The organism is Rhodococcus sp. NPDC055024, assembly GCF_053608585.1.
The window spans coordinates 74,171-96,462 of sequence record NZ_JBSGVT010000017.1; the positions used below are offsets into that span (position 1 = coordinate 74,171).

Here is a 22,292-nt window from a genome sequence, read left to right on the forward strand (position 1 = left end):
GAGGCGGCACCGGAACCACGAACTGAACGGTAGAATGATCAACTGACGAAGGGGTTGAGTGTGAAGGATCTAGTCGACACCACGGAGATGTATCTCCGGACGATCTACGACTTGGAAGAAGAGGGCGTAGTCCCACTCCGGGCGCGGATCGCCGAACGGCTCGAACAGAGCGGACCCACCGTCAGCCAGACAGTTGCGCGTATGGAGCGCGACGGCTTGCTGATGGTCGCCGGCGATCGACATCTGGAACTCACCGACAAGGGTCGCGATCTCGCGATCTCTGTCATGCGCAAGCACCGGTTGGCAGAGCGCCTGCTGGTGGACGTCATCGGTCTCAAATGGGAAGACGTGCATGCCGAGGCATGCCGTTGGGAGCACGTGATGAGCGAGGAGGTCGAGCGTCGGCTCGTCGTCGTTCTGAACAACCCCACGACGTCGCCCTACGGCAACCCGATTCCGGGGTTGGACCAGTTGGGACTCGACGGCCCGGTTGCCACCACCGAAACTTTGGTGCGCCTGACCGATATTCCGCACGGCGCACAGACAGCTGTGGTCGTTCGGCGACTCGCCGAGCACGTGCAGTCCGATCCCGAGGTGATCGCGCAGCTGCGTGACGCCGGCGTCGTTCCCGACGCCAGGGTGACGGTCGAAACCCGTCCGGGCTCGGTGACCATCATCGTGCCGGGTCACAGCGGATTCGACCTGTCCGAGGAAATGGCTCACGCCGTTCAGGTCAAGCAGGTCTGAGGAAAGTAGTAGATGAAACTCCTGGTCACCGGCGGCGCCGGTTACGTCGGCAGTGTGTGCAGCACTGTGTTGCTCGAGCGTGGACACGAGGTTGTCGTCATCGACGACCTCTCCACCGGAAATGCCGACGCGGTGCCTGCCGGTGCCGAGTTCATCGAAGGGGACGTGGGGGCACTTGCCGCCGAGGTCCTCGGTAGTGCGGGTTCACCGGTTTTCGACGGCGTGCTTCACTTCGCGGCGCAGTCGCTGGTCGGCGAATCGGTGCTGCACCCCGAAAAGTACTGGCGCGGAAACGTCGTCACGACCATCGAGTTGCTCGAGGCGATCCGTATCTCAGGTACTCCCCGCCTCGTGTTCTCCTCCACCGCCGCAACGTACGGCGAACCGGAGCAGTCCCCGATCGTGGAGACCGCTCCGACCCGCCCTACCAATCCGTACGGCGCGACAAAGCTCGCGATCGATCATGCGATCACCTCGTACTCGATCGCTCACGGCCTCGGCGCGACCAGCTTGCGCTACTTCAACGTCGCGGGCGCATACAAGTCCGCCGGCGAGAACCGGGTGATCGAAACCCACCTGATTCCGCTCGTCCTGCAGGTCGCGCTCGAGCAGCGAGACAAGATCTCGGTCTTCGGAACCGACTGGCCCACGCCGGACGGAACCGCAGTACGCGACTACATCCACGTGCTGGACCTCGCCGAAGCGCATCTCCTGGCTCTCGAATCCTCGGTTCCCGGCGAGCACCGCATCTACAACCTCGGAAGTGGTGCGGGCTTCAGCGTGCGCGAGGTGATCGCTGCCTGTGCGCGGGTCACCGGCCTGCCGATCAACGTCGAAGACGCGTCACGCCGCCTGGGTGATCCGGCCGTACTGATCGCGTCGAGCGACAAGGCGATTGCCGAGTTGGGTTGGACGCCCACGCGTACCGATCTCGATGTCATCGTCGCCGATGCATGGCAGTTCCTCCAGGATCTGGGCGACCGCTCGCACGCAGCTCGCTAGCCTCCACTCGGCAGTGCCGGCGGTAAGCCGCCGATTCCGAGCGATTCCCCGATGGACAATCCGACGGCCGCGAGGTCTCGGATCCCGTCGGGGCGCACGCCGGATTGAAGGGATAAATCCAGCAATCCGGCCAAGGTGTGTTCCGAATCGGCCGAAAGTGCGGCCGACAGTGCAACACCTGCCAGAGGACCGTCTCCGCGCACGTATGCGAAGAACCCGAGAAGTGTTGCCAGCCAGGCCCGTTCGGGAGAAGGCACTTCGTGAGTGAGCACGAGCCACAATTGCTCGGCGGCTGCCGCAACTGACGTGATCGCCAGACCCAACACCACGTCGCGCACGTGAACATCCGTCAAAGCCACCACCAGATCTGCGCATTCCTGCGGGTCCGGGTAAGAGCCTGCCTCCGCACGGCGGACATGTTCCAACACCAGGTCGACCCGGCGCTGGACTGCGGCATCACCGCCTGATCCCCCGCCGTACGCACTCGATTCTCTTCCGCTCGTGATCAGTCGCGCAATTGTCTCGTGATTGCGGCCGGCACCGTGTACCCAGTGGACCAGTTCCTCACGCGAACTGCGAATGACCCTCCCTCCCAACACCTGTGCCGCCGCGACCGGCGAGGATGCCGGGTCAGGCAAGGTGCCACGGTGAATCGAACGCATGACGCTCGCCCATGGTCGACCGGATTCTATTGCGGCCGTGCATAATACGTCGGCCAGCTCGACACAGGTTCCGGCGAGCATGTCTTCGAATACCTCGGCCAGCTCGATGGTTTCGTCGAGAAGAGTTTCACCGATCGAGCAATCGGTGATCACCACGAGGACGACTGCACGCGCGCCCTCCCCGTCGCACACGGCGGCGAACTGGCGCAGCGCCACACTCATCTGCCGCGCAGGCTTCCCCCCGGCGCTGGGAAAGTAGTCGTGTCGCATCACCAGGCCGAGCGTCGACGCGGAGCTGCCCGTCAGCGACAGCGCAACAACAGAGTTGGACGGATGAAATCCCAGGAGTGCGGGTATTGCCGCGATCAATTCCCCTGGATCGGAGACGCGTTCGACGCGTCCGAGAAGGGCGGCAAGATCGTCGTCGGAGAATTCGAATTCTCCCGGAAGAGGTGATGTTGTCATGCACAGACCGTCGCTGATCACCCCGACCCAGCCGTCTACTCGACCAGGGGAAACAGCTGCGTCGAAGTTATCTGTGGATTACCGCATTTGTTGGGGACCAAGTACCGCGCCGCACCGAGCAGTTCCGCTCCTTGCCGGACCTGTGTGCTGCGAAATCACTTACCTGCTTTGACCTTCTGTACCGCTGCCGTGAACGCTTGATCCAACGGTGCCGTCGACGGTGTCGCAGAACCGAACGTCATCAGTGTTGTCGCTACCCGTACGTCGCCGACCTGCGCGATCAAGGTCAGCATCGTCTGATCGCCGGCTGCGGCTTTGGGGGAAACGACTGTGCGGCGAAGTGACATCGTCTTGTCGGCATCGATCGGCGAGGGCGGAAGAATTTCCGTAGTCACAGTTGTGGTGACACCGTTCGCGGTAACTGTCATGGACGGGCACTGCCGAGTTTGCGCTTCCAACACGCCCAGTGGTGCGTCGACCTTCGTGAGTTCGACCGAAATGGTCGCCCTCGTCGCGTTGTCGGTCCCGACCGCCATCACGGTCCCGTTCGGGCCGTAGTCCTGTTCCGGTGGCTCACATTCGGATGGATCGACGGTGGCACCGCGCGGGACGCCGACAAGATCCGGCGCTGCCATCGGAACAGCCTGCGGCGGCAGCACGACGGCATCGAACGGTGTGGGAAATTCGGCCGGAGTGAGAAGCAATTCCGACAGCGATGCCGCTGTTTTCGGAGTAGAAGATTTGGGGGCCGATGTCTTGGGCGCGGCCGTCGTGCTCGGCTCCGCGGAGCCGCTGTCGGTCGCACCGGCTGTTGCGGGCGCGGAGTCCGGGACGGGTGCACCTTGAACCGATCCGGAGCAGCCCGCGAGCAGTGCGGCGGCGGCCACGGCCGCAAACGAACATGCTGCCACTCGCCTGGACGATCGTGGACACACTCGCATGTAAGCCTCCGCACTCGACCTCGACCGATCCGGACAATTGACCGGTCCATTTCGGACAAATCGGCCGCGCCGACCTTGTGTTCCACTCTGCCATGCCCGAAGCCGCGCGCCGGACATCTGCCGAACGCCCAGGCCAAGTGTCGAAAGATACCGCTCAGCTTCGCTCTCGGCGAACGCCCGTCTCGTCGGATCGGGAATGATCGGTCACCGACTCGGTGTTCTTACCGATGAAGGTCTGATCCAGTGCTGTCGGGCACCTGACTCCGATGCTGTCGAGCATGCGCCGATAGTGGACACTTGAGATCAAGACCGAAGAGCGAAGGGGACTGCGATGGACGAACAGTCGAGGATGTACGAGCTGGAATTCCCGGCGCCCCAACTGGCGGCTGCCGACGGCCAGGGACCGATCCTGATTCACGGACTCGAGGGTTACTCCGACGCCGGCCATGCCGTGAAATTGGCAACAACTCATCTGCGGGAAAGCCTGGAAACCGAACTTGTCGCGTCGTTTGCTGTCGACGAGCTGATCGACTATCGCTCGCGTCGACCGACGATGACTTTCAAGGCCGATCACTTCTCCGACTACGACGCACCGGCCCTCAATCTGTACGCATTGCGCGATACGACCGGCACGCCGTTTCTGCTGCTCGCCGGCATGGAACCCGACCTCAAGTGGGAGCGCTTCACCACGGCCGTTCGCTTGCTGTCCGAACAGCTCGGCGTACGTCGAACCATCGGCCTCAATGCCATTCCGATGGCGATTCCCCACACCCGGCCGCTGGGCGTGACAGCACATTCGACCAACAAGGACCTCATCCAGGACCATCAGCGCTGGTCCGGTGAACTGCAGGTTCCCGGTAGTGCGTCGTCCCTGCTCGAGCTTCGCATGTCTCAGCACGGCCACGAGGCGATGGGCTTCTCGGTTCACGTGCCCCACTACCTCGCGCAGACCGACTACCCGGGCGCAGCAGAGACTTTGCTCGAAAACGTTTCCGAGGTTTCGGATCTGGAACTTCCCCTGGCGGCTTTGGGTGAGGCCGCAGCACGCGTTCGGGAACAGGTTAACGAGCACATAGCCGGGAACGAAGAAGTTCAGACTGTAGTCCACGCTTTGGAGCGTCAATACGACACTTTTGTCGCCGCTCAGGAACAACAGTCGTCACTTCTGGCCGGCGAAGCCGACCTGCCCAGCGGCGACGAGATCGGCGCAGAGTTCGAAAAGTTCCTGGCCGAACAGGCCGGAAACGACGGTTTCGGCTCAGCTGGAGACGCCGATCGGGGCGACAACTGACCAAAACGTGACGGGTGGAGCGCATAATTCGACATTGTGCGCATTCCGCAACCCCTCCGTTACCTGGGCTGTTGTTCAGGACACATCCGTCGGATAGCCTCGAACTCTGTGAGATTTTCGTTGACGGCTCAACAACTGGAGCAGACAGTCAACGTGGTCTCACGCTGAGCCAGGAGGCGACATGAGCAGACCACGGAACCGTCAGCTCCGACCGGTCCCCGACGAGGAACCGCGGATGATGTTCCGGACCATTCACGGCTACCGACGCGCATTTCGGATAGCCGGAGAGGGCCCGGCAGTACTGCTCCTGCACGGAATCGGCGACAACTCCTCGACGTGGACCGAGATCATTCCCCACCTCGCCAAGAAGTACACCGTCATCGCGCCTGACCTGTTGGGTCACGGCCGCTCCGACAAGCCGCGCGCCGACTATTCGGTAGCCGCGTACGCCAACGGCATGCGTGATCTTCTGTCGACGCTCGGTATCGAGCACGTCACCGTCATCGGGCATTCGCTCGGTGGCGGCGTAGCGATGCAGTTCTCCTACCAGTTCCCGCACATGGTCGATCGCCTCGTGCTGGTCTCGGCCGGTGGTGTCACCAAGGATGTTCACCCGCTGCTGCGGCTCATGTCCGTTCCGGTGGTCAACGAGGTCGTCAAACTGCTTCGGATTCCCGGCGCGATGCCGCTCGTCCGGATGGCCGGAAACCTTGCCGGTGTCGTCCACGGTTCGAATCTGCGCCCAGGCACCATGCTGCACGACACTCCGGACCTGATTCGAGTGCTCGCTGATCTCCCCGACCCCACTGCCTACGAGGCCTATCTTCGTACTCTGCGGGCAGTCGTGGACTGGCGCGGCCAGGTCGTCACGATGCTCGACCGCTGTTATCTGACCGAGAATCTGCCGGTTCAACTGATCTGGGGCGACGACGACTCCGTCATTCCCGTCTCCCACGCTCACCTCGCGCACGCGGCGATGCCGAATTCACGTCTCGAAATCTTCCGCGGCTCGGGACACTTCCCGTTCCGCGACGATCCGATGCGTTTCCTGCAGATCGTCGAAGATTTCCTTTCCAGCACAGCGCCGCTCGTTTTCGACGAGGCCCGCTGGCGTCACATGCTGATCTCCGGCGTCGGCGAGAACACCATCACCGGAACGTCGTCCACCCGCATGGCAGTGCTCGACGCCATGGGCTCGGACGAGCGAAGCGCAACGTGATCCGCGGTTGCGGCTAGCCTGTACGAGTGCTGCTGACGGAACTTCTCCCCGACAACGCGGATCCTGATTCCGTTTTCGACGCTTTCTCCTCGTGGACCCTCGAACGAGGTTTGACGCTCTATCCTGCCCAGGAAGAGGCCGTCATGGAGTTGGTCTCGGGTGCAAACGTGATCCTTGCGACGCCGACCGGGTCCGGCAAGTCGATGGTGGCGATCGGCGCGCATTTCTACGCGATGTCGCTCGGCAAGCGCACGTACTACACAGCGCCGATCAAGGCGCTGGTGAGTGAGAAGTTCTTTGCGCTCTGTGAGGTCTTCGGTGCCGAGAACGTCGGCATGATGACCGGCGACGCTGCCGTGAACTCGTCGGCGCCGATCATTTGTGCGACGGCTGAGATCGTCGCGAATCTTGCGCTGCGCGAGGGCCCGAACTCCGATATCGGCCAGGTCGTGATGGACGAGTTCCACTTCTACTCCGAACCCGATCGCGGTTGGGCGTGGCAGGTTCCGCTCATCGAGTTGCCGCACGCGCAGTTCCTGTTGATGTCGGCAACTCTCGGCGAGGTCGACTTCTTCTCCGAGGATCTGACGCGCCGTACCGGCAAGCCCACCACGGTCGTCTCCGGTACGGAACGCCCCGTGCCGCTGATGTTCTCGTACGCGACCACGCCGGTCGGCGAAACCATCGAAGATCTGGTCACCACCAACCAGTCCCCCGTCTACATCGTGCATTTCACGCAGGCCGCCGCGCTCGAACGCGCCCAGGCACTGACGAGCGTCAACTTCTGTTCCAAGGAAGAGAAGGAAGCGATCGCCGAGGCGCTGGGCGGTTTCCGCTTCACCACCGGGTTCGGAAAGACTCTCTCCCGCCTGGTCCGGCACGGCATCGGCGTTCACCACGCCGGCATGTTGCCCAAGTATCGGCGGCTCATCGAAGTCCTCGCGCAGGACGGACTTCTCAAGGTCATCTGCGGTACCGACACCCTCGGCGTCGGCATCAACGTCCCGATCCGCACGGTCCTGCTCACCGGTCTGGCCAAATACGACGGCGTCCGCACCCGTCATCTGAAAGCCCGCGAATTCCATCAGATCGCCGGCCGTGCGGGTCGTGCGGGCTACGACACCATGGGCACCGTCGTCGTCCAGGCACCCGAACACGAGGTGGAGAATCTGCGAGCCGTCGCCAAGGCCGGCGACGATCCGAAGAAGATCAAGAAGATTCAACGCAAGAAGGCTCCCGAAGGATTTGTGTCCTGGAGCGAGGCGACGTTCGACCGCTTGGTCGCGGCATCGCCGGAGCCGTTGGTGTCGCGATTCTCGGTCAGCAACTCGATGCTGCTCAATGTCATTGCCCGACCGGGCAACTGCTTCGACGCGATGCGACATCTGTTGGAGGACAACCACGAATCGCGTCCGGCGCAACGCAAGCACATCCTCAAAGCGATCTCGCTGTATCGCGGATTGCTCAGCGCCGGTATCGTGGAACGCCTCGACGAACCGGACCAGTACGGCCGGATGGCTCGGTTGACCATGGACTTGCAGCGCGACTTCGCGCTCAACCAGCCGCTCTCACCATTCGCCTTGGCGGCATTCGAGCTTCTCGACGTCGAATCCGACAGTTACGCACTCGATGTCGTCTCGATCATCGAATCGACGCTCGACGATCCGCGTCAGGTTCTGATGGCGCAGCAGCATTTCGCCCGCGGCGAAGCGGTGGCACAGATGAAGGCCGACGGCATCGAGTACGAGGAGCGCATGGAACTCCTCGAAGAAGTGACCTGGCCGAAACCGTTGTCGGACTTGCTGTTCCCGGCTTTCGAAATGTACCGCGGTGGCCACCCGTGGATCACCGAGTTCGCCCTCTCGCCCAAGTCCGTGGTGCGCGACATGATCGAACGCGCCATGACGTTTGCCGAGCTGATCAGCCATTACGGACTCACCCGGTCCGAGGGTCTCGTCCTGCGCTACCTCGCCGACGCTTACCGCGCGCTGCGACAGACCGTCCCGACGGAAGCGCGCACCGAGGAACTCGAAGACATCATCGAGTGGTTGGGCGAGCTGATCCGCCAGGTCGACTCGAGCCTGCTCGACGAATGGGAGTCACTCACCGACCCCGGAGCCGAGGCAGACACGGAAGAGGTTGCGTTCGGCGCCGACATTCCCCGTCCCATCTCGGCGAATGCTCGCGCATTCCGCGTCATGGTGCGCAATGCGATGTTCCGACGCATCGACCTCGCGTCGCGTCGGCAGTGGAACGATTTGGAAAACCTCGAAGACGGTATCGACGCCGCCGAGTGGGAAGAGCAACTACTTCCGTACTTCGAGGAGTACGCAACGATCGGAACCGGGCCGTCAGCGCGCGGGCCCGCGCTCTTCCAGGTCACTGAAGAAGGCGAGTTCTGGCGGGTGCGGCAGGTGCTCGAGGATCCGGAGGGTGATCACGGCTGGGCGCTGCTCGCCGTTGTCGACATCCCCGAATCTGATGCTGCGGGCGAAATTGTGTTCGACGAGCTCAGCGTTGTAGAAGGCTAGCGCCTGTGCGCCTTTCTGGTAGTCGGCGCTACCAAAAAGGCGCACAGTGGCGCTAGCCCCTCTTTGCTTTTCGCGGCTGGTTACGACGGGCTGCGTGCTTTTCCTTGATGCGAACGTTCTCGGCCCGCACGTCGGCCTGAACAGCGCGTTCCTTCTCGAGCCACTCGGGCTTCTCTTCGAGGAGAGCGGCGATCTGATCCGTGGTGAGTGCTTCTTCGACGCCACCGCGAGCGAGGCCGGCGATCGAAATGCCCAGCTTGGCGGCGATGACCGGGCGCGGGTGCGGTCCGGTGCGTCGCAGCTCCAGCAGCCACTCCGGCGGATCGGTCTGCAGAGCGGTCAGCTCGTCACGAGTCACGTCGCCTTCCTGGAACTGCGCAGGTGTTGCTTCCAGGTACACACCCAGCTTCTTGGCAGCCGTCGTCGGCTTCATCGTCTGGGGAGTTTTGTTCGACGTCATGCAACAAGAGTAACCAGCCGATACGGGTGCTTTTACCAAGGCGGTAGCCTTGCCTGGTGACAGACGCGGATAGTCAGGCAATTTTTCGACTCGCGTACGCCCCGGGGGTGACGCCCACCAAGTGGGTCCGGGTGTGGCACGAGCGACTCCCCGAGGTGCGTCTGGAGCTTGTTCAGTTCCCCGTTCTCGAACTAGAAGCGGCGCTTCGCGCAGGTGAAGCAGATGCAGGTTTGGTTCGCTTGCCGATCGACCGGACCGGTATCAGCGCGATCTCCCTGTACGCGGAAACCCCAGTGGTGGTGGTACCGAAAGATCACGTATTCACCGCTGTCGAACAAATCTCCGTCGACGACTTGGCAGACGAAATAGTGCTCGATCCGCTCGACGACAGACTCGACTGGCCGACACGTCCAGGCAAGGCCGCCGCCGAAAGACCCGCGAGTATCGCCGATGCCATCGAATTGGTAGCCGCGGGCGTCGGCGTAGTCGTTGTTCCCCATTCGCTGGCGCGGTTCCACCATCGCAAGGACCTGACATTCCGTCCGGTGGACGGTGCACCCGAAGCTCCTGTGGCTTTGGCATGGTTGGAGTCCAAGACCACAGATCTGGTGGAGGAACTGATCGGCATCGTGCGTGGGCGCACGGCACAGAGTTCCCGCGGCCGGAACGGTGAGCCGGCCGAAAAGATCAAGGGCTCTGTCAAAGCAAAGATCGCGGCCCGCGAGCGTCGCGCAGAAGCTGCGAAGAACGGTCAGAAAGCAAAGGGCGCCGGCACCGCAAAGAACATTTCCGGCCGCAACGCCGGTTCCGGCAAAGCCAAGGCCGGTGGCAAATCGGGTAGCGGCAAGTCCGGCGGGACCAAGAGTTCGGGTGGCCGGTTCTCCGGAAAGCAGAAGGGCCGTTAGGGCTTTCACACAACCCCCTCGACCGCGAGGACGATGACGCACCCTTCGAGGTCGGGTCATCTGGCATGCTCTATCCTCGATTCTCTGTGATCTCGCAGATGAATTCGGGGGGATTCGTTCATGGGTGTGGATACTTTTTCAGCTGATCCAGCCGAATTGGCAAGTGCTGCGGAGGGGCTGACGGCGCCTGCCGAGGAACTCGGTGGATTCTCGGCTTCGGAGGCCGCTACCGCCGCATCGGCCGGAGCCGCCGGGTCGGCGTTCGCTGCAGCCATAGCCGACAACGTCGTCACCGTCGACGAACTCGGCCGCGCAATCGGAGCGGGGATCACTGCTACCCGCGCGAAACTGGAAAACTCCGCACGAGAGTTCGCCCGGGTCGACATCGCCAACGGCGCACGGATCGAGGATTCGGGAGACGTGCGATGACACTGTCGATCTCGCAGATCCGATCCTGGAATCTGGACGCCCTCGACAACTATGCCGGCTCCCTGGGCCGCGGGCATGTCGTATTCGACAGCAACGTCGACATCGCGCACCGAATCATGGACACCGCAACCAGCAATTGGAGCGGCAGCGCGGCGACCGCAGCGTGGGATTCGGCAACGCAGCAGCATGCCTTCGGGACTTCGGATTTCCGCGCCCTGAACGGATATCGTGTCGATGGTGATACGAGCCGGCCACTCAGTCCATTGGACTCGGGATCCACGAGCACCAGCACAAGGCTCGACGGTGCTTTACAAGACTATTTGAGATACCGCGGTTTCAATCGCGACACCTTCATGACCAATTTGAGGGACGGACTAGACGATGTCGGATAAGTTGCTCATCAATGCACGGCGCCGAAACAGCTACCGTGCAACGGTTCTCGCATTGACATTCATCCTCGGGCTCGGCATCGCAGGTTGCTCGCCGTCGGAAAGTGGCGAAACACTCACAGCCGCAACCACACCAGCAGCACCAAGTGTCTACACGCTGCCGAGCTACATGACCGACTACCGCAACCAATGGATCGCAGATCCCGGCACCGATCTCTTCAGTGAAGAAGGCACCGTCGTCCGAGCATTCGTAGAATCCGACAACATAGTCAACAGCAGCGGCGATACAGCACAGGCTTACCCCGGTTTCGCGCGAGCTACCGAAGACACCCGCGGAACGGTCTCGAGCGATCGCCGCTACGTGAGCGCTCCAGACGTACCACCCCGCACCTACCGAGGTACAAGTTTCAACCGAATACTGAGTATTCAAACAATCACCGCTGGGTATCCGGGCGATTCCACTGTCGTCGCCTACGTCTGTGCCGACGCCTACGACACCGACTTCGACGGCCGACAACCGGATTGGTTCCGACCAATGAGCGCCAGCTACGAGATACGGATGCACAACACGGCGCCCACTCCGACAGACGCCGCCTACCCCCGGTTCGAAGGACCGCGCGATGCCCCCGCAAGCGACATCTTCGGCGGCTGGGTCTTTGACCAATTCACCAGCTCCACCAGCAACCGCGAACACAAGGACGAGTGCTACGACTGGTTCGAGTCCCGTCACGACCAACGATATTCCAGATTGAGCACCGACTTCACCCCACCCCTCGTCCTCCCCAACTACCCCGGCTGGCCAGAAGGTGCGGCCCGGTAGGGGCCAGGGCAACGGTGCCGCGCCCAAATCTGACCAAGTCAGGACCTCAGCGGCGCTGCGGGACGCATGATGGAGTGATGACGGTTGAAAATTCTCACGCCATGGACGAACTTGTAGCAGCGCTCCCCGAGGGAGCCGTCCTGCTGGATCCGGACGTGACCGCGGGCTACCGCCAGGACTGGGCCGCCGACCCGGCCGCGGGCCACCCCGCTGCCGTGGTTCGCGCAACGTGCACTGAAGACATCCAAACCGTGATGCGATGGGCAACCGCCCACCGCGTTCCGGTGGTTCCCAGAGGCGCAGGCTCGGGCCTGTCCGGTGGATCCAGCGCCGTCGACGGTTGCATCGTGGTCAGCACCGAGCGAATGCGAAAGATCACGATCGACCCGGTCGCCCGGGTGGCGGTTACTCAGCCCGGCTTGATGAACGCCGAGGTCAAGAAAGCCGCCTCAGAGCACGGACTCTGGTACCCACCCGACCCGTCATCCTTCGAAATCTGTTCCATCGGGGGCAATGCAGCTACCAACGCCGGTGGGCTCTGCTGCGTCAAGTACGGAGTTACCACCGACTACGTTCTCGGACTTCGGGTCGTCCTGGCAGACGGGACAGCGGTCAGCCTCGGTGGCCCACTTCTCAAAGACGTTGCCGGACTCTCACTCACCAAACTGTTCGTGGGCAGTGAGGGCACTCTCGGCATCATCACGGAAATCACGTTGCGTCTGATTCCGGCACAGCCGCCCGCATCGACCGTCGTGGCCTCGTTCGACTCGGTGCAAGAAGCTGCCGACGCAGTCTTGGCGATCACCAGCAACATGCGTCCGGCGATGCTCGAGTTCATGGATCATGCCAGCATCAATGCCGTCGAGGATTCGGTACGCATGGGTCTGAACCGCAAGGCTCACGCATTGCTGCTCGCACAGTCCGACGCACCCGGCGCGGCAGGCGTGCTGGAAATCGAGACCATCGTTCAGGCGTGCGAAAACAACGGAGCCACCGAGGTATTCGCGACCGACGACCAAGCCGAAGGTGACGCGTTTGCGGCGGCTCGGCGAGCTGTGTTCCCCTCAGTGCTCGCGATGGGGAGTCTGCTTCTCGAAGATGTGGGCGTTCCCATGCGCGCACTCCCCCAGTTGGTGACCGGCGTCGAAGCCATCGCCGACGACCTCGACGTCCTGATTTGCACGGTCGCGCATGCCGGGGACGGAAACACACACCCGCTCATCGTGTTCGACCCCGCCGACCAGGATATGACCGAACGCGCACAGATCGCTTTCGGACGGGTGATGGATCTCGCCATTGCCCTCGGTGGCACGATCACCGGCGAACACGGGGTTGGCCGGCTCAAGCGCGACTGGCTGCCGTCCCAGTTGGGTGAAGACGTCATGGCCCTCAATCGCAAGGTCAAGGATGCTCTCGACCCGCTGGGAATACTCAATCCCGGAGCAGTGATCGCCGCAAAGTAACAAAACTCCTCGATTCCAACTTCCGGGACGCCGCGGAATCAATTCGCCGCGACTCAGAAGCCCTGTGGTGCAACGACTCATGAAATCCGCCCAAGGCCCAGGCCGGCACTCCGTCGAACGCGCGAGTTTCTCTGGGCGGACGGGCAAGTCCGATATCGCTGTTACCGACGTCGCGCAAGGCTAACCCGCCGACGAAACCACGCTGAAACCAACGGTTTTGGTTGCGCCGTGACGAGAACGGAGCGGAGCGGACTTCCACCGGTGGTGTAGTCGCTATGACGCACACCAGCACAGTCACCGTGTACACCACTCATAGCGATCGAGGGTTCGCCAATGCAATCGCTGCCGGAATCAGCGTCAGGACTGATTCCGGGCCACACACCGCAGACATGAGTCTGTTGGAGCACCACACCAGCGATCACGGTAGAGCGCTTCTCCTCCTACCATTCGGGGGCGTCGATTGGCAGGTGAAGGAGCTCGCCGCACTCGAGGGATCGATCCTGGTCGGCGATCTCAGTGGCGGCCATTCCATGGTTCGGGGGCTCGCGGCGGGCGCCCACACCGCGCTCAACTCTCGACTACCGTTCGCATCGCTGCTCGATGAGCTGCAGGCCGCTCTCGACCCCAATTCCACTCAGCTTGCACACGACAAGTCCTCTCTCGTACAACGCATCCGGTTGCGCACCGAAGAAACCGCACGAATCGGCAGTCTCACGGATCGCGAGTTCGAAATCGTGGGACTTCTCCACGGCGGTTCGAATGTCGACTCGATTGCTCGAACCGCCCACATTGCCCCGACCACGGTTCGCGCCCACATCCGAAGCATCTTGCAGAAGCTGGGGGTGCACTCCCAGATAGAGGCCTGCGGGATGCTCCACCGCTCTGGTCACGACGCACGCAGACAGCCACTGGAACTTCGGATCGGACGCTTCTAGCAGGAAGTGCCCAAGCCACTCATCGAGACGGGCACTCATCGAGACGGACGCTCACCCCGATCGAACTCGACCTTCGCAAAGATCGTCAATTTTGACGATTCGACGACGTGCCCGGACGTCGAACATTAGGTCCTACACGACACCGAAGCCTCGAGTGAACATCGAAAGGTGCATTCAATCAATGGAATACATACGCACAGTGCCACGCCATCTCGTCCACAGACATGCTGTTGCCGAGGTTTTCTTGACGGACTACCGGCTCGAATCGAACTCGGGGTACCAGGTTGCTGTGCAACTCCCGGTCTCGCACCGGATATTCGACGCATCGAGTGAGAAACACGATCCACTCGGGGTGGCAGAAGCATTTCGACAGGCAGTGGTGCTTCTCTGCCACACCCGATACGACATTCCACTGCACTACAAGTTCCTCATGGAAACATTCAGCTTCGAGATGTTGGATGCACTCGACGTGCAACCAGTAGCGGAGCCGTTGAGTTTCTCGATGACAGTGGACAACCTCACCCACCGCGACGGAGCGGTCTCGGGCGTCGATGTATCCGGGATCCTCCGAGAAGGCGCTCGGCATGTCGCCAAATGCAACGCTGTCGCGCGAGGAGTCAGCCCCGAGGGATACCGCCGAATTCGGCGGGGACGCGAAGATCACCGCCAAAGCCAACGCATCCTTCCCACCGGAACCGCGGTGGTCGGATCGGACCGAGTCGGACGCTTAACCGAGGGAGATGTGCTCATCAGCACTGATCCTGCTCGGCACACGATGTTCTGCGCTCCAGATCCGCGCAACTACTCCCTTTTCGACCACCCCGTCGACCACATCCCAGGAATGATCCTTTTCGAGGCCGCTCGACAAGCCGTGCGATACCGCATCGGCAACCCAGCAACAAGTATCGCGTCACTCTCGGCGGTCTTTCCAAGGTTCACTGAATGGGAAACGCCGTGCGAGGTGTCAACGACACCCCTTGACGCCTCAGGCGATGTGCACCGCGTTCGGTTCACTCAAGAACGGGAAATCACCGCGGAACTTGAACTTACAGTTGCGAACCAATGATGAGAGAGGGTGACCACGTTCTTTTCGCCGCGTCGTCCACGTCAAACGCTCGGAGCTTCCCACTCTCGCGGTGCAAGCGATGCCAGTTGCATGACATGCGCCAACTTGTCCTCGCGGACGATAGTTGGCAACACCAAGTTCCACATCTGACTCAACCGCTCGTACAGATCGGTTCGGCCCGTCAGCATTTCCGAGAGAATCTGCACTCCGGTGAACGATCCCACGACAAACCGAGCCAACGCGTCGATGTCGGTGCCCGGGACGATATCGCCGGCTTCGGCCGCTTGGGTCGCCACCTGCTTGATGGCCTCGATCCAGTCGAGGTACGGCTGTTCGATGGGACCTTGAATACTGCCGATCTCCATCGTCAAACGCATGCCACCTCGCGCGATGGGCTCGGTCACAAGCTGCCGAGCCATCTCCTGCGAGACGAGCACCAGGGTGTCGACCGCGATGTCGGAATGCGCAGCAACCCGCCGGGTACCCTCCATCGCCATACCGTGCTGGGCAGCGATGACCGCGTGCGCAAGCTCCTCCTTCGACGCGAAATGAAAATACATCGCGCCCTTGGACACACCCCCATGCTGCAAGATCGTGCCCAGACTGGCGGAGTACCCGAACTTCTCGAAGCTCTTCGCAGCACCCAAAATGACGGCCTGGCGCGTGAGGACCGCACGCTCCTGCATGATCAACCCAGCTCTCGTTGCCAACGGAATGTATCTCAACGATACGTCGAAAGGCCCGGCAGCAACGCTCTCGACACGGACACACCGTGACGACTTTGGTACTCGGGGCCACTGGTTTCATCGGCTCGGCGGTGATGATCCAGCTAATTTCCCGGGACGGAAACGCTGCAATCGGTTTCGTTCGCACGGAGAACGCAGCCGAACAACTCAGCCGCTACGGTGTTGCCGCCGCGATCGGCGACATCAACGACAGCGCTTCTCTACGAGGTGCAATGAGTCAGGCGTCTACCGTCATCTGTTGCGTGTCGTACGTGGGCGACGACGAACAACAGTGCGTTCACGTCAACCAACACGGCATACGGAACGTTGCGTCGGTCGCCGCCGCCGTCGGCGTCGAACGGTTGCTCTACGTCAGCACCGCGGCCGTGTACGGGCCAGGCCCCTTTCGAGACTTGCCGGTCGACGGCGCACCTCTCAAACCGCACTCACCTGCCAGTCGCACGCGCGCTCTCGCCGAGAAGTTCGTGCGCGACGCCGGAGGCCTGGTCATCCGGCCCCACCTTGTGTACGGAACCGGTGACAGATGGTTTCTGCCGACCCTGACGCGAATTGTCTCTCGACTCGACTCGATCATCGACGACGGTAATGCGGTCCTGTCAGTAGTCGACGTAGACCTACTCGCGCGATCTATCCATGCACTGTCGACAGAACAGCAATTTCGCTACGGCTCAACACTTCACGTCAACGAACCTGCCCCACGGACAGTCATCGACGTTCTCGAGCACCATGCGCGGGAGACCAACTGGACTCTGCCTCAGAACTCTATCCCCCGCGCCGACGCAGTGAACGCAGCTGCCCAGCTGGGTCTCGACATGCACCAGATAGACATGATCAGCCTCGATCACTGGTTCCGGTCGAGACTGTATTGATCCTGCGGCGTCTCCGGAGCCCAACCTGGAAAATATCGATCCGACTGGATCAAACAGAATCTGCCCCGGCGACAATCGCGGTGCGATCGAGGCACTTCTTACCCGGCGCAACAGATTTCACCAGCTCAGCCAGCTGGCGGAATCCTTCTGCTCGACCACTCGAAGAGCGGAACACGACGCCGATCGTGCGACCTGGCGCCGGCGACGCGAAGCGCGCCGTCGACAAATCCCCGCGTCGAACCTCCACTGCAACAGCAGATTCCGGGACCAACGTCACCCCGAGTCCCCCGGCCACACACTGCACGACCGTTGCGAGGGAGGTCGCCCGCGTGTCACCGGCAAGAGGATGAGCGTCCACGGAACGGCACAGATCCAACGTCTGATCACGCAGGCAGTGGCCGTCGTCGAGCAAGAGCAACGGCAGCGCGTCGAGCACGTCCGCCGTGAGATCGACGCGTCCAGCCAAGGAATGATCGTTCGGCACGACCATCACAAAATCCTCTTCGTACACAGGAACTTCCACCAGGCCGGGTGTTCCGGCGGGTAACGCCAACACAGCGACATCGAGCGCTCCCGATCGCAGTGCATCAAGCAAGCGCGCCGTTTGATCCTCGACTATTTGCGGCACCAACGACGGCAATTTCTCGCGTAGCTCGGGCAGCAACCCCGGAAGGATGTAGGGCGCTACGGTGGGGATCAGCCCGATGCGTAGTGGACCGGTCAGAGAGTCGCCGGAGCCGGCGGCGCTCGCCACAAATCCATCGGCAGCTTCGAGAATCTGCTTGGCCTGACCGAGTAGGCGCTGGCCGTCCGCGGTCACGAGCACGCGTCGGGTACTGCGCTCGATCAGTTTGACTCCCAACCCCGCCTCGAGAGCCGCCAGCGCCTGCGACAGTGTGGGTTGGCTCACACCCGAACGTGCTGCGGCAGTACCGAAGTGCCGATACTCCGCCACCGACACGAAGGCACGCAGCTGTGACAAGGAAGGTTGATAAGTCTGATCAGACATGCCTATCAGTGTAGTGCCACCCATCACCTTTACCTTTTGAACGGTTTGATGCAGAATGGACTCATACCAAAAAGCGCCGGTCACAACCTCGACATTTCAGTCGAAACCGTCCGACCCGCTGACGGTGACAAACCCTCTCGATCCAGCACGTTCGGTCGTCACACGCCGAACAGCCAGATCGTGTGCGAAGAAATTCCTGTTCACGAGACACGTAGGAGAATGAGACACATGGCTCTGCTCACAATCGGCGACCAGTTCCCCGCTTACAACCTCACGGCTGTCATCGGCGGCGACCTGTCCAAGGTCGATGCCCAGCAGCCCGATGACTACTTCACCACCGTCACCAGTGACGACTACGCAGGCAAGTGGCGCATCGTCTTCTTCTGGCCCAAGGACTTCACCTTCGTGTGCCCCACCGAGATTGCTGCATTCGGCAAGCTCAACGAAGAGTTCGCAGACCGTGACGCTCAGGTCCTCGGCGCTTCCGTCGACAACGAGTTCGTGCACTTCCAGTGGCGCGCACAGCACGAGGAGCTCAAGACCCTCCCCTTCCCGATGCTCTCGGACCTCAAGCGCGAGCTTGCCGAGGCCACCGGCGTCCTCAACGCTGACGGCGTTGCAGACCGCGCGACGTTCATCGTCGACCCCAACAACGAGATCCAGTTCGTCTCCGTCACAGCCGGTTCCGTCGGCCGTAACGTCGACGAGGTTCTCCGCGTCCTCGACGCTCTCCAGAGCGACGAGCTGTGCGCATGCAACTGGAAGAAGGGCGACCCGACCATCAACGCCGGCGAGCTCCTGACTGCGAGCGTCTGAGTATGAGCGTCGAGAACCTCAAGAACTCGCTTCCCGAGTACGCGAAGGACCTCAAGCTCAACCTGAGTTCCATTGCGCGCACGACGGTCCTGAACGAGCAGCAGTTGTGGGGAACACTCCTCGCAACGGCCGCAGCCACCAAATCTGCGTCCACGCTCAAGGAGATTGCATCCGAGGCTGCCGACAACCTGTCGGCAGAGGCGTACAACGCCGCTCTCGGCGCAGCGTCGATCATGGGCATGAACAACGTCTTCTACCGCACCAAGGGCTACCTCGACGGTAAGTACGACGATCTTCGTGCCGGCCTGCGGATGAACATCATCGGCAACCCGGGCGTCGACAAGGCCGACTTCGAATTGTGGTCGCTTGCAGTGTCCGCGATCAACGGCTGCAACCACTGCCTCGAAGCTCACGAGAACACCCTCCGCCAGGAAGGTGTCGACCGCGAGGTCATCTTCGAAGCGATCCGCGCCGGTTCCATCGTCGCGGGCGTCGCACAGGCTGTCGAAGCCAACGAAATCCTCTCTGCCGCACAGGTCTGATACTCGTACCTGACTGCAGTTCGACGAGCCCTCCCCACCATGACGGTGGGGAGGGCTTTTCGCGCGCTAGGGTGGACCGATGGGTATCGAGGTGAGTGTGGTCCGGGTCTTCACGGACGAAAACGGCAAGCACGGCAATCCGCTGGGAATCGTCGACGCATCCACGGTTGCAGAATCGGATCGACAAGCCGTTGCGAAGGAACTCGACTACAGCGAGACCATCTTCATCGACGTCCCGGAAGACGGCGTCTCGCGTGCCCGGGCTCAGATCTTCACTCCGGCAGCAGAACTCCCCTTCGCCGGGCACCCCACCGTCGGGGCGACGTGGTGGCTGAGCGAGCAGGGCCGCCGCGTGACCTCCCTCGAGGTTCCAGCCGGCAGGGTCGACGTCCGCCAATCCGGCGCTCTCACGTGGGTACGCGCCCGTGCCGAATGGGCACCGGAATTCGCGATCTACCCGATGGACACGGTCGACGAGGTCATCGGCGCCGATCCGTCCGACTACGAGGCGGATCATTCGTATCTGTGGGCCTGGCAGGACAAGCTCGAAGCTGCGATCCGCGCACGCATGTTCGCACCCGCGATGGGAATCGCCGAGGACGAGGCAACCGGATCGGCAGCTTTGCGCATCACGGACCGACTGAGGAAATCGCTCCTCATCACCCAGGGACGCGGATCGGTACTGCACACCACGTTCTCCCCGGAAGGGTGGCTCGAAGTCGGCGGACCTGTGGTTACCGAGCCGTCACGAACCTTGTGAGTACCCGGCCGGATTACGTCCGGCTTCGAGATCGCCTGCGCTGAGCGACACCGAGATCTCGTCGCCGAGGGCAACTCCGGGTGCAAGCGGCAGTTGATCGCCGCTCCAGAACTTGCCCGGATCGAACCAGTTGATACGACGATTACCGACGAGCAGACCCATCGCCTCATAGGTTTTGGCAACAACTTCGGCGCAGTAGGCGCTTTCGACGGCCACCGCGGAGACGTCGGACTTCTTGCGCAGCTTCGGGATCCGGCCTCCGAACCAGCGTGAGGCGAGCTTGGCCGTGGACGGGAACGGCGTGCCGTCCAGTCGCGCGATCGTCTTCAGCAAAGCGTCTTCCTGCTCACGGGTGATCTCGTGGTCGAGCTGGCGCAACCATCCGCGCTGACCGTACTTCGCGCCCCACACCTGAACCGCCGATCTCAGATCGTGCAGTTGGACACCACGCTGGAAGCGTCCGGTCCACATGTCCTGCAGCGAGTGACCGAGTTCCGCATGCCACATCAGCGGTGGGAGGTCGTCGATCACCACCGACATTCCCACGTGATTGACCGGGCTGTTGGTCAGCGTCTGGATGGCTCGATCGGCCGTCGACTCTCCGCGGAAGATCCAGATGTCACCCGTGCGGGTCGCGGCGGCGGCCTCGTCGAGACTCACCTGCGAAAGCAATCGTCGGTCCATGCCTCTAGCGTAGAGGGATGAAACTCACGACTCCTCTGCGCGCCTCGCACGTATGGAAACTGGTCGGCCTCGCCGGTGCCATGGGCATTGCCGCCACCGGGGTCCTCGTTGCGCGCGGTGAACGCCAGCGTCGGGCCTACTCTCCGGACGAGATTCGCTCGGTGCTACACGAGCGCTACACCCAGGCGTACGCCAAGCAGTCGGAGCAAGAGGTTCTGGAACTGGAACCTGCGCCCAACGCAGTGCGGCGCCGAATCGAGAAACTCTTTCGGCGCCGCAGCTGACATCAGCCGAGGGCTGCGAGGATCCCCGCGGCCATCTCCGCGACCTGATCGTCGGTCATCACAAACGTCGGCGAAATCTGCATCGCACCCTGACCCGCAGCGCGACCCGAAATACCATGCTCGCGAAGCGTCTTCACAAACGGCAACGCCTCCGCCGGATCAGCCAACTGCACAGCCGCGACCGCACCGAGCCCACTACGAACCTCCGCCACCCGCGGATGCTCGGCCAGCGGCTGCAGATGCGTATGCAACGACGCCTCCAAACGCTTCGACTCCGCGAGCAGATTCTCACGCTCGAGAATGTCGAGGTTCGCCATCGCCGCCGCAGCAGCACCGGCATGCCCGCCGTAGGTGTACCCATGGCGCCACCACGAACCGGCATAGAACGGCTCCGCCACCCGCGGCGCGATGAACACCGCACCCATCGGAACGTAACCCGACGTCAAACCCTTTGCCGTGGTCATCATGTCAGGCTGCAAATCGAAACGAGTGGACGCGAACCACTCACCACCGATCCGGCCGAAACCGGTCACGACCTCGTCGACGACAAAGAGGATGTCGTGCTCACGGCAGATGTCACGCACCTCGGCCAGATACCCCTCCGGCGGCAGATACACCCCACCCGCACCGATGATCGGCTCCGCGAAGAACGCAGCGATCTTGTTCGCACCGATCTTCTCGATCAACTCGAGCAGGCTCTTCGCATCGTCCCAGCCGACGGTCGCCGCATCCGCCATCAGCTCGCCGTAACCCTCACGGTTCACCGGAATACCAGCCAAAGCCGTTCCCGCAACGTGCATTCCGTGGTACGCCTTCTGGCGTCCGACGATGATCGTCTTCTCCGGCTGCCCCACCTCGTGCCAGTACCGGCGAGCCAGCTTCGCCGCAGTGTCCACCGAATCCGAACCACCCGAGGTGAAGAAGATCTTGCTCCCGGCAACCGGCGCGATGGCCGCCAGACGCTCGGCCAACACCTGCGTGGTCTCGGGAACAAAATCACCGAAGTTGGAGAAATGAGCGATCTTCGACAACTGAGCCGCCACCGCATCCGCGATCTCGGTGCGCCCGTGCCCGACATTGGTGAACCATAGGCCCGCCGTCGCATCCAGATACCGAGTGCCCTCGGAATCCCAGATGTACGCGCCCTCACCGCGTGAGACGACAAACGCGCCGTTCTTCTCCACAGCGCCCATGTCCGCGAACCCGTGCCACAATGCCGAAGCCATCATTGTCCCCTTCGAATACAAACGATGCTGG

General features: G+C 62.1%; 25 protein-coding genes. 17 read left to right on the forward strand and 8 right to left on the reverse strand.

Translation table 11 applies throughout. The features are described from left to right. The first annotated feature begins 60 nt into the window (after nt 1–60). Both ACWF6P_RS27420 and galE read left to right on the forward strand, forming a co-directional pair. Nucleotides 61–747, forward strand: coding sequence for a metal-dependent transcriptional regulator (locus ACWF6P_RS27420; protein WP_003942150.1), 687 nt, complete (start codon nt 61–63; stop codon nt 745–747). A 12-nt stretch (nt 748–759) separates the two neighbouring features. Further along, a complete protein-coding gene (gene galE, locus ACWF6P_RS27425) occupies nt 760–1,749 on the forward strand; it encodes a UDP-glucose 4-epimerase GalE (RefSeq protein WP_378445813.1) in 990 nt (329 codons plus the stop codon). Here galE and ACWF6P_RS27430 read toward each other — a convergent pair. From ACWF6P_RS27430 to ACWF6P_RS27440, 3 genes are all read right to left on the reverse strand, one after another. Further along, entirely contained in the window at nt 1,746–2,876 is a 1,131-nt protein-coding gene (locus ACWF6P_RS27430) for a DUF4192 domain-containing protein (RefSeq protein ID WP_452623159.1), read from the reverse strand. The two genes, galE and ACWF6P_RS27430, sit on opposite strands and share 4 nt — an antisense overlap. Nucleotides 2,877–3,031: 155 nt before the next feature. Beyond that, on the reverse strand, nt 3,032–3,787 hold the full coding sequence (locus ACWF6P_RS27435; protein ID WP_452623160.1) for a sensor domain-containing protein: 756 nt from the start codon (nt 3,785–3,787) through the stop codon (nt 3,032–3,034). A 184-nt stretch (nt 3,788–3,971) separates the two neighbouring features. Beyond that, on the reverse strand, nt 3,972–4,097 hold the full coding sequence (locus tag ACWF6P_RS27440; protein ID WP_452623161.1) for a hypothetical protein: 126 nt from the start codon (nt 4,095–4,097) through the stop codon (nt 3,972–3,974). A 51-nt stretch (nt 4,098–4,148) separates the two neighbouring features. On the opposite strand from ACWF6P_RS27440, the gene ACWF6P_RS27445 reads away from it, so the two are divergent. From ACWF6P_RS27445 to ACWF6P_RS27455, 3 genes are all read left to right on the forward strand, one after another. Continuing rightward, nucleotides 4,149–5,108, forward strand: a complete 960-nt coding sequence (locus ACWF6P_RS27445) for a proteasome assembly chaperone family protein (RefSeq protein WP_452623162.1) — start codon at nt 4,149–4,151, stop codon at nt 5,106–5,108. A 181-nt stretch (nt 5,109–5,289) separates the two neighbouring features. Next, complete coding sequence (locus ACWF6P_RS27450) at nt 5,290–6,327, forward strand: alpha/beta fold hydrolase (RefSeq protein ID WP_019748230.1); 1,038 nt, start codon at nt 5,290–5,292, stop codon at nt 6,325–6,327. A 26-nt stretch (nt 6,328–6,353) separates the two neighbouring features. Then, nucleotides 6,354–8,858 (forward strand): DEAD/DEAH box helicase, encoded by a 2,505-nt coding sequence (locus ACWF6P_RS27455; RefSeq protein WP_452623163.1) that lies wholly within the window; start codon nt 6,354–6,356, stop codon nt 8,856–8,858. A gap of 52 nt (nt 8,859–8,910) precedes the next feature. Here the strand turns inward: ACWF6P_RS27455 and ACWF6P_RS27460 are convergent, their stop codons facing one another. After that, entirely contained in the window at nt 8,911–9,318 is a 408-nt protein-coding gene (locus tag ACWF6P_RS27460; protein ID WP_317553060.1) for a DUF5997 family protein, read from the reverse strand. 56 nt (nt 9,319–9,374) lie between these two features. Here ACWF6P_RS27460 and ACWF6P_RS27465 point away from each other — a divergent pair, with 56 nt between their 5' ends. The 7 genes from ACWF6P_RS27465 (at nt 9,375) to ACWF6P_RS27495 (ending at nt 15,325) form a co-directional block, all read left to right on the forward strand. After that, nucleotides 9,375–10,223 (forward strand): LysR substrate-binding domain-containing protein, encoded by an 849-nt coding sequence (locus ACWF6P_RS27465; protein WP_378630617.1) that lies wholly within the window; start codon nt 9,375–9,377, stop codon nt 10,221–10,223. A 120-nt stretch (nt 10,224–10,343) separates the two neighbouring features. Next, nucleotides 10,344–10,652, forward strand: a complete 309-nt coding sequence (locus ACWF6P_RS27470; RefSeq protein WP_452623164.1) for a hypothetical protein — start codon at nt 10,344–10,346, stop codon at nt 10,650–10,652. Continuing rightward, entirely contained in the window at nt 10,649–11,044 is a 396-nt protein-coding gene (locus ACWF6P_RS27475; protein ID WP_452623165.1) for a hypothetical protein, read from the forward strand. The genes ACWF6P_RS27470 and ACWF6P_RS27475 overlap by 4 nt, the downstream gene beginning before the upstream one ends. Further along, a complete protein-coding gene (locus ACWF6P_RS27480) occupies nt 11,034–11,861 on the forward strand; it encodes a hypothetical protein (protein WP_378545440.1) in 828 nt (275 codons plus the stop codon). The genes ACWF6P_RS27475 and ACWF6P_RS27480 overlap by 11 nt, the downstream gene beginning before the upstream one ends. Nucleotides 11,862–11,962: 101 nt before the next feature. After that, on the forward strand, nt 11,963–13,324 hold the full coding sequence (locus ACWF6P_RS27485) for an FAD-binding oxidoreductase (RefSeq protein WP_452623166.1): 1,362 nt from the start codon (nt 11,963–11,965) through the stop codon (nt 13,322–13,324). 275 nt (nt 13,325–13,599) lie between these two features. Beyond that, nucleotides 13,600–14,259, forward strand: a complete 660-nt coding sequence (locus tag ACWF6P_RS27490; RefSeq protein ID WP_452623167.1) for a response regulator transcription factor — start codon at nt 13,600–13,602, stop codon at nt 14,257–14,259. A 181-nt stretch (nt 14,260–14,440) separates the two neighbouring features. Next, entirely contained in the window at nt 14,441–15,325 is an 885-nt protein-coding gene (locus ACWF6P_RS27495) for a ScbA/BarX family gamma-butyrolactone biosynthesis protein (RefSeq protein ID WP_452623168.1), read from the forward strand. Nucleotides 15,326–15,366: 41 nt separating this feature from the next. Here the strand turns inward: ACWF6P_RS27495 and ACWF6P_RS27500 are convergent, their stop codons facing one another. Beyond that, nucleotides 15,367–16,011: a ScbR family autoregulator-binding transcription factor gene (locus ACWF6P_RS27500; RefSeq protein WP_452623169.1), complete on the reverse strand. Its 645-nt coding sequence runs from the start codon at nt 16,009–16,011 to the stop codon at nt 15,367–15,369. Between the two features lie 86 nt (nt 16,012–16,097). Between ACWF6P_RS27500 and ACWF6P_RS27505 the strand changes: the two genes are divergently transcribed. Beyond that, entirely contained in the window at nt 16,098–16,940 is an 843-nt protein-coding gene (locus ACWF6P_RS27505; RefSeq protein ID WP_452623170.1) for an NAD-dependent epimerase/dehydratase family protein, read from the forward strand. 49 nt (nt 16,941–16,989) lie between these two features. Here ACWF6P_RS27505 and ACWF6P_RS27510 read toward each other — a convergent pair whose 3' ends face one another. Next, nucleotides 16,990–17,949 (reverse strand): hydrogen peroxide-inducible genes activator, encoded by a 960-nt coding sequence (locus ACWF6P_RS27510; protein WP_452623171.1) that lies wholly within the window; start codon nt 17,947–17,949, stop codon nt 16,990–16,992. A gap of 228 nt (nt 17,950–18,177) precedes the next feature. On the opposite strand from ACWF6P_RS27510, the gene ACWF6P_RS27515 reads away from it, so the two are divergent. The 3 genes from ACWF6P_RS27515 to ACWF6P_RS27525 all read left to right on the forward strand — a co-directional run bounded on the left by ACWF6P_RS27515 (nt 18,178) and on the right by ACWF6P_RS27525 (nt 20,067). Then, nucleotides 18,178–18,765 (forward strand): peroxiredoxin, encoded by a 588-nt coding sequence (locus tag ACWF6P_RS27515; protein ID WP_003942119.1) that lies wholly within the window; start codon nt 18,178–18,180, stop codon nt 18,763–18,765. A 2-nt stretch (nt 18,766–18,767) separates the two neighbouring features. Further along, nucleotides 18,768–19,307, forward strand: a complete 540-nt coding sequence (locus tag ACWF6P_RS27520) for a carboxymuconolactone decarboxylase family protein (protein WP_003942122.1) — start codon at nt 18,768–18,770, stop codon at nt 19,305–19,307. Nucleotides 19,308–19,386: 79 nt separating this feature from the next. Beyond that, nucleotides 19,387–20,067, forward strand: coding sequence for a PhzF family phenazine biosynthesis protein (locus tag ACWF6P_RS27525; protein ID WP_452623172.1), 681 nt, complete (start codon nt 19,387–19,389; stop codon nt 20,065–20,067). Here ACWF6P_RS27525 and ACWF6P_RS27530 read toward each other — a convergent pair. Beyond that, nucleotides 20,053–20,751 carry a hypothetical protein gene (locus ACWF6P_RS27530; protein ID WP_378545462.1) on the reverse strand — a complete coding sequence of 233 codons (699 nt, stop codon included), beginning with the start codon at nt 20,749–20,751 and terminating at the stop codon, nt 20,053–20,055. The genes ACWF6P_RS27525 and ACWF6P_RS27530 overlap by 15 nt on opposite strands. Nucleotides 20,752–20,768: 17 nt before the next feature. Here ACWF6P_RS27530 and ACWF6P_RS27535 point away from each other — a divergent pair, with 17 nt between their 5' ends. Further along, nucleotides 20,769–21,035, forward strand: coding sequence for a hypothetical protein (locus ACWF6P_RS27535; protein WP_378445797.1), 267 nt, complete (start codon nt 20,769–20,771; stop codon nt 21,033–21,035). A gap of 2 nt (nt 21,036–21,037) precedes the next feature. Here ACWF6P_RS27535 and ACWF6P_RS27540 read toward each other — a convergent pair whose 3' ends face one another. Next, complete coding sequence (locus tag ACWF6P_RS27540) at nt 21,038–22,261, reverse strand: aminotransferase family protein (protein ID WP_378530070.1); 1,224 nt, start codon at nt 22,259–22,261, stop codon at nt 21,038–21,040. Between the last annotated feature and the right edge of the window lie 31 nt (nt 22,262–22,292).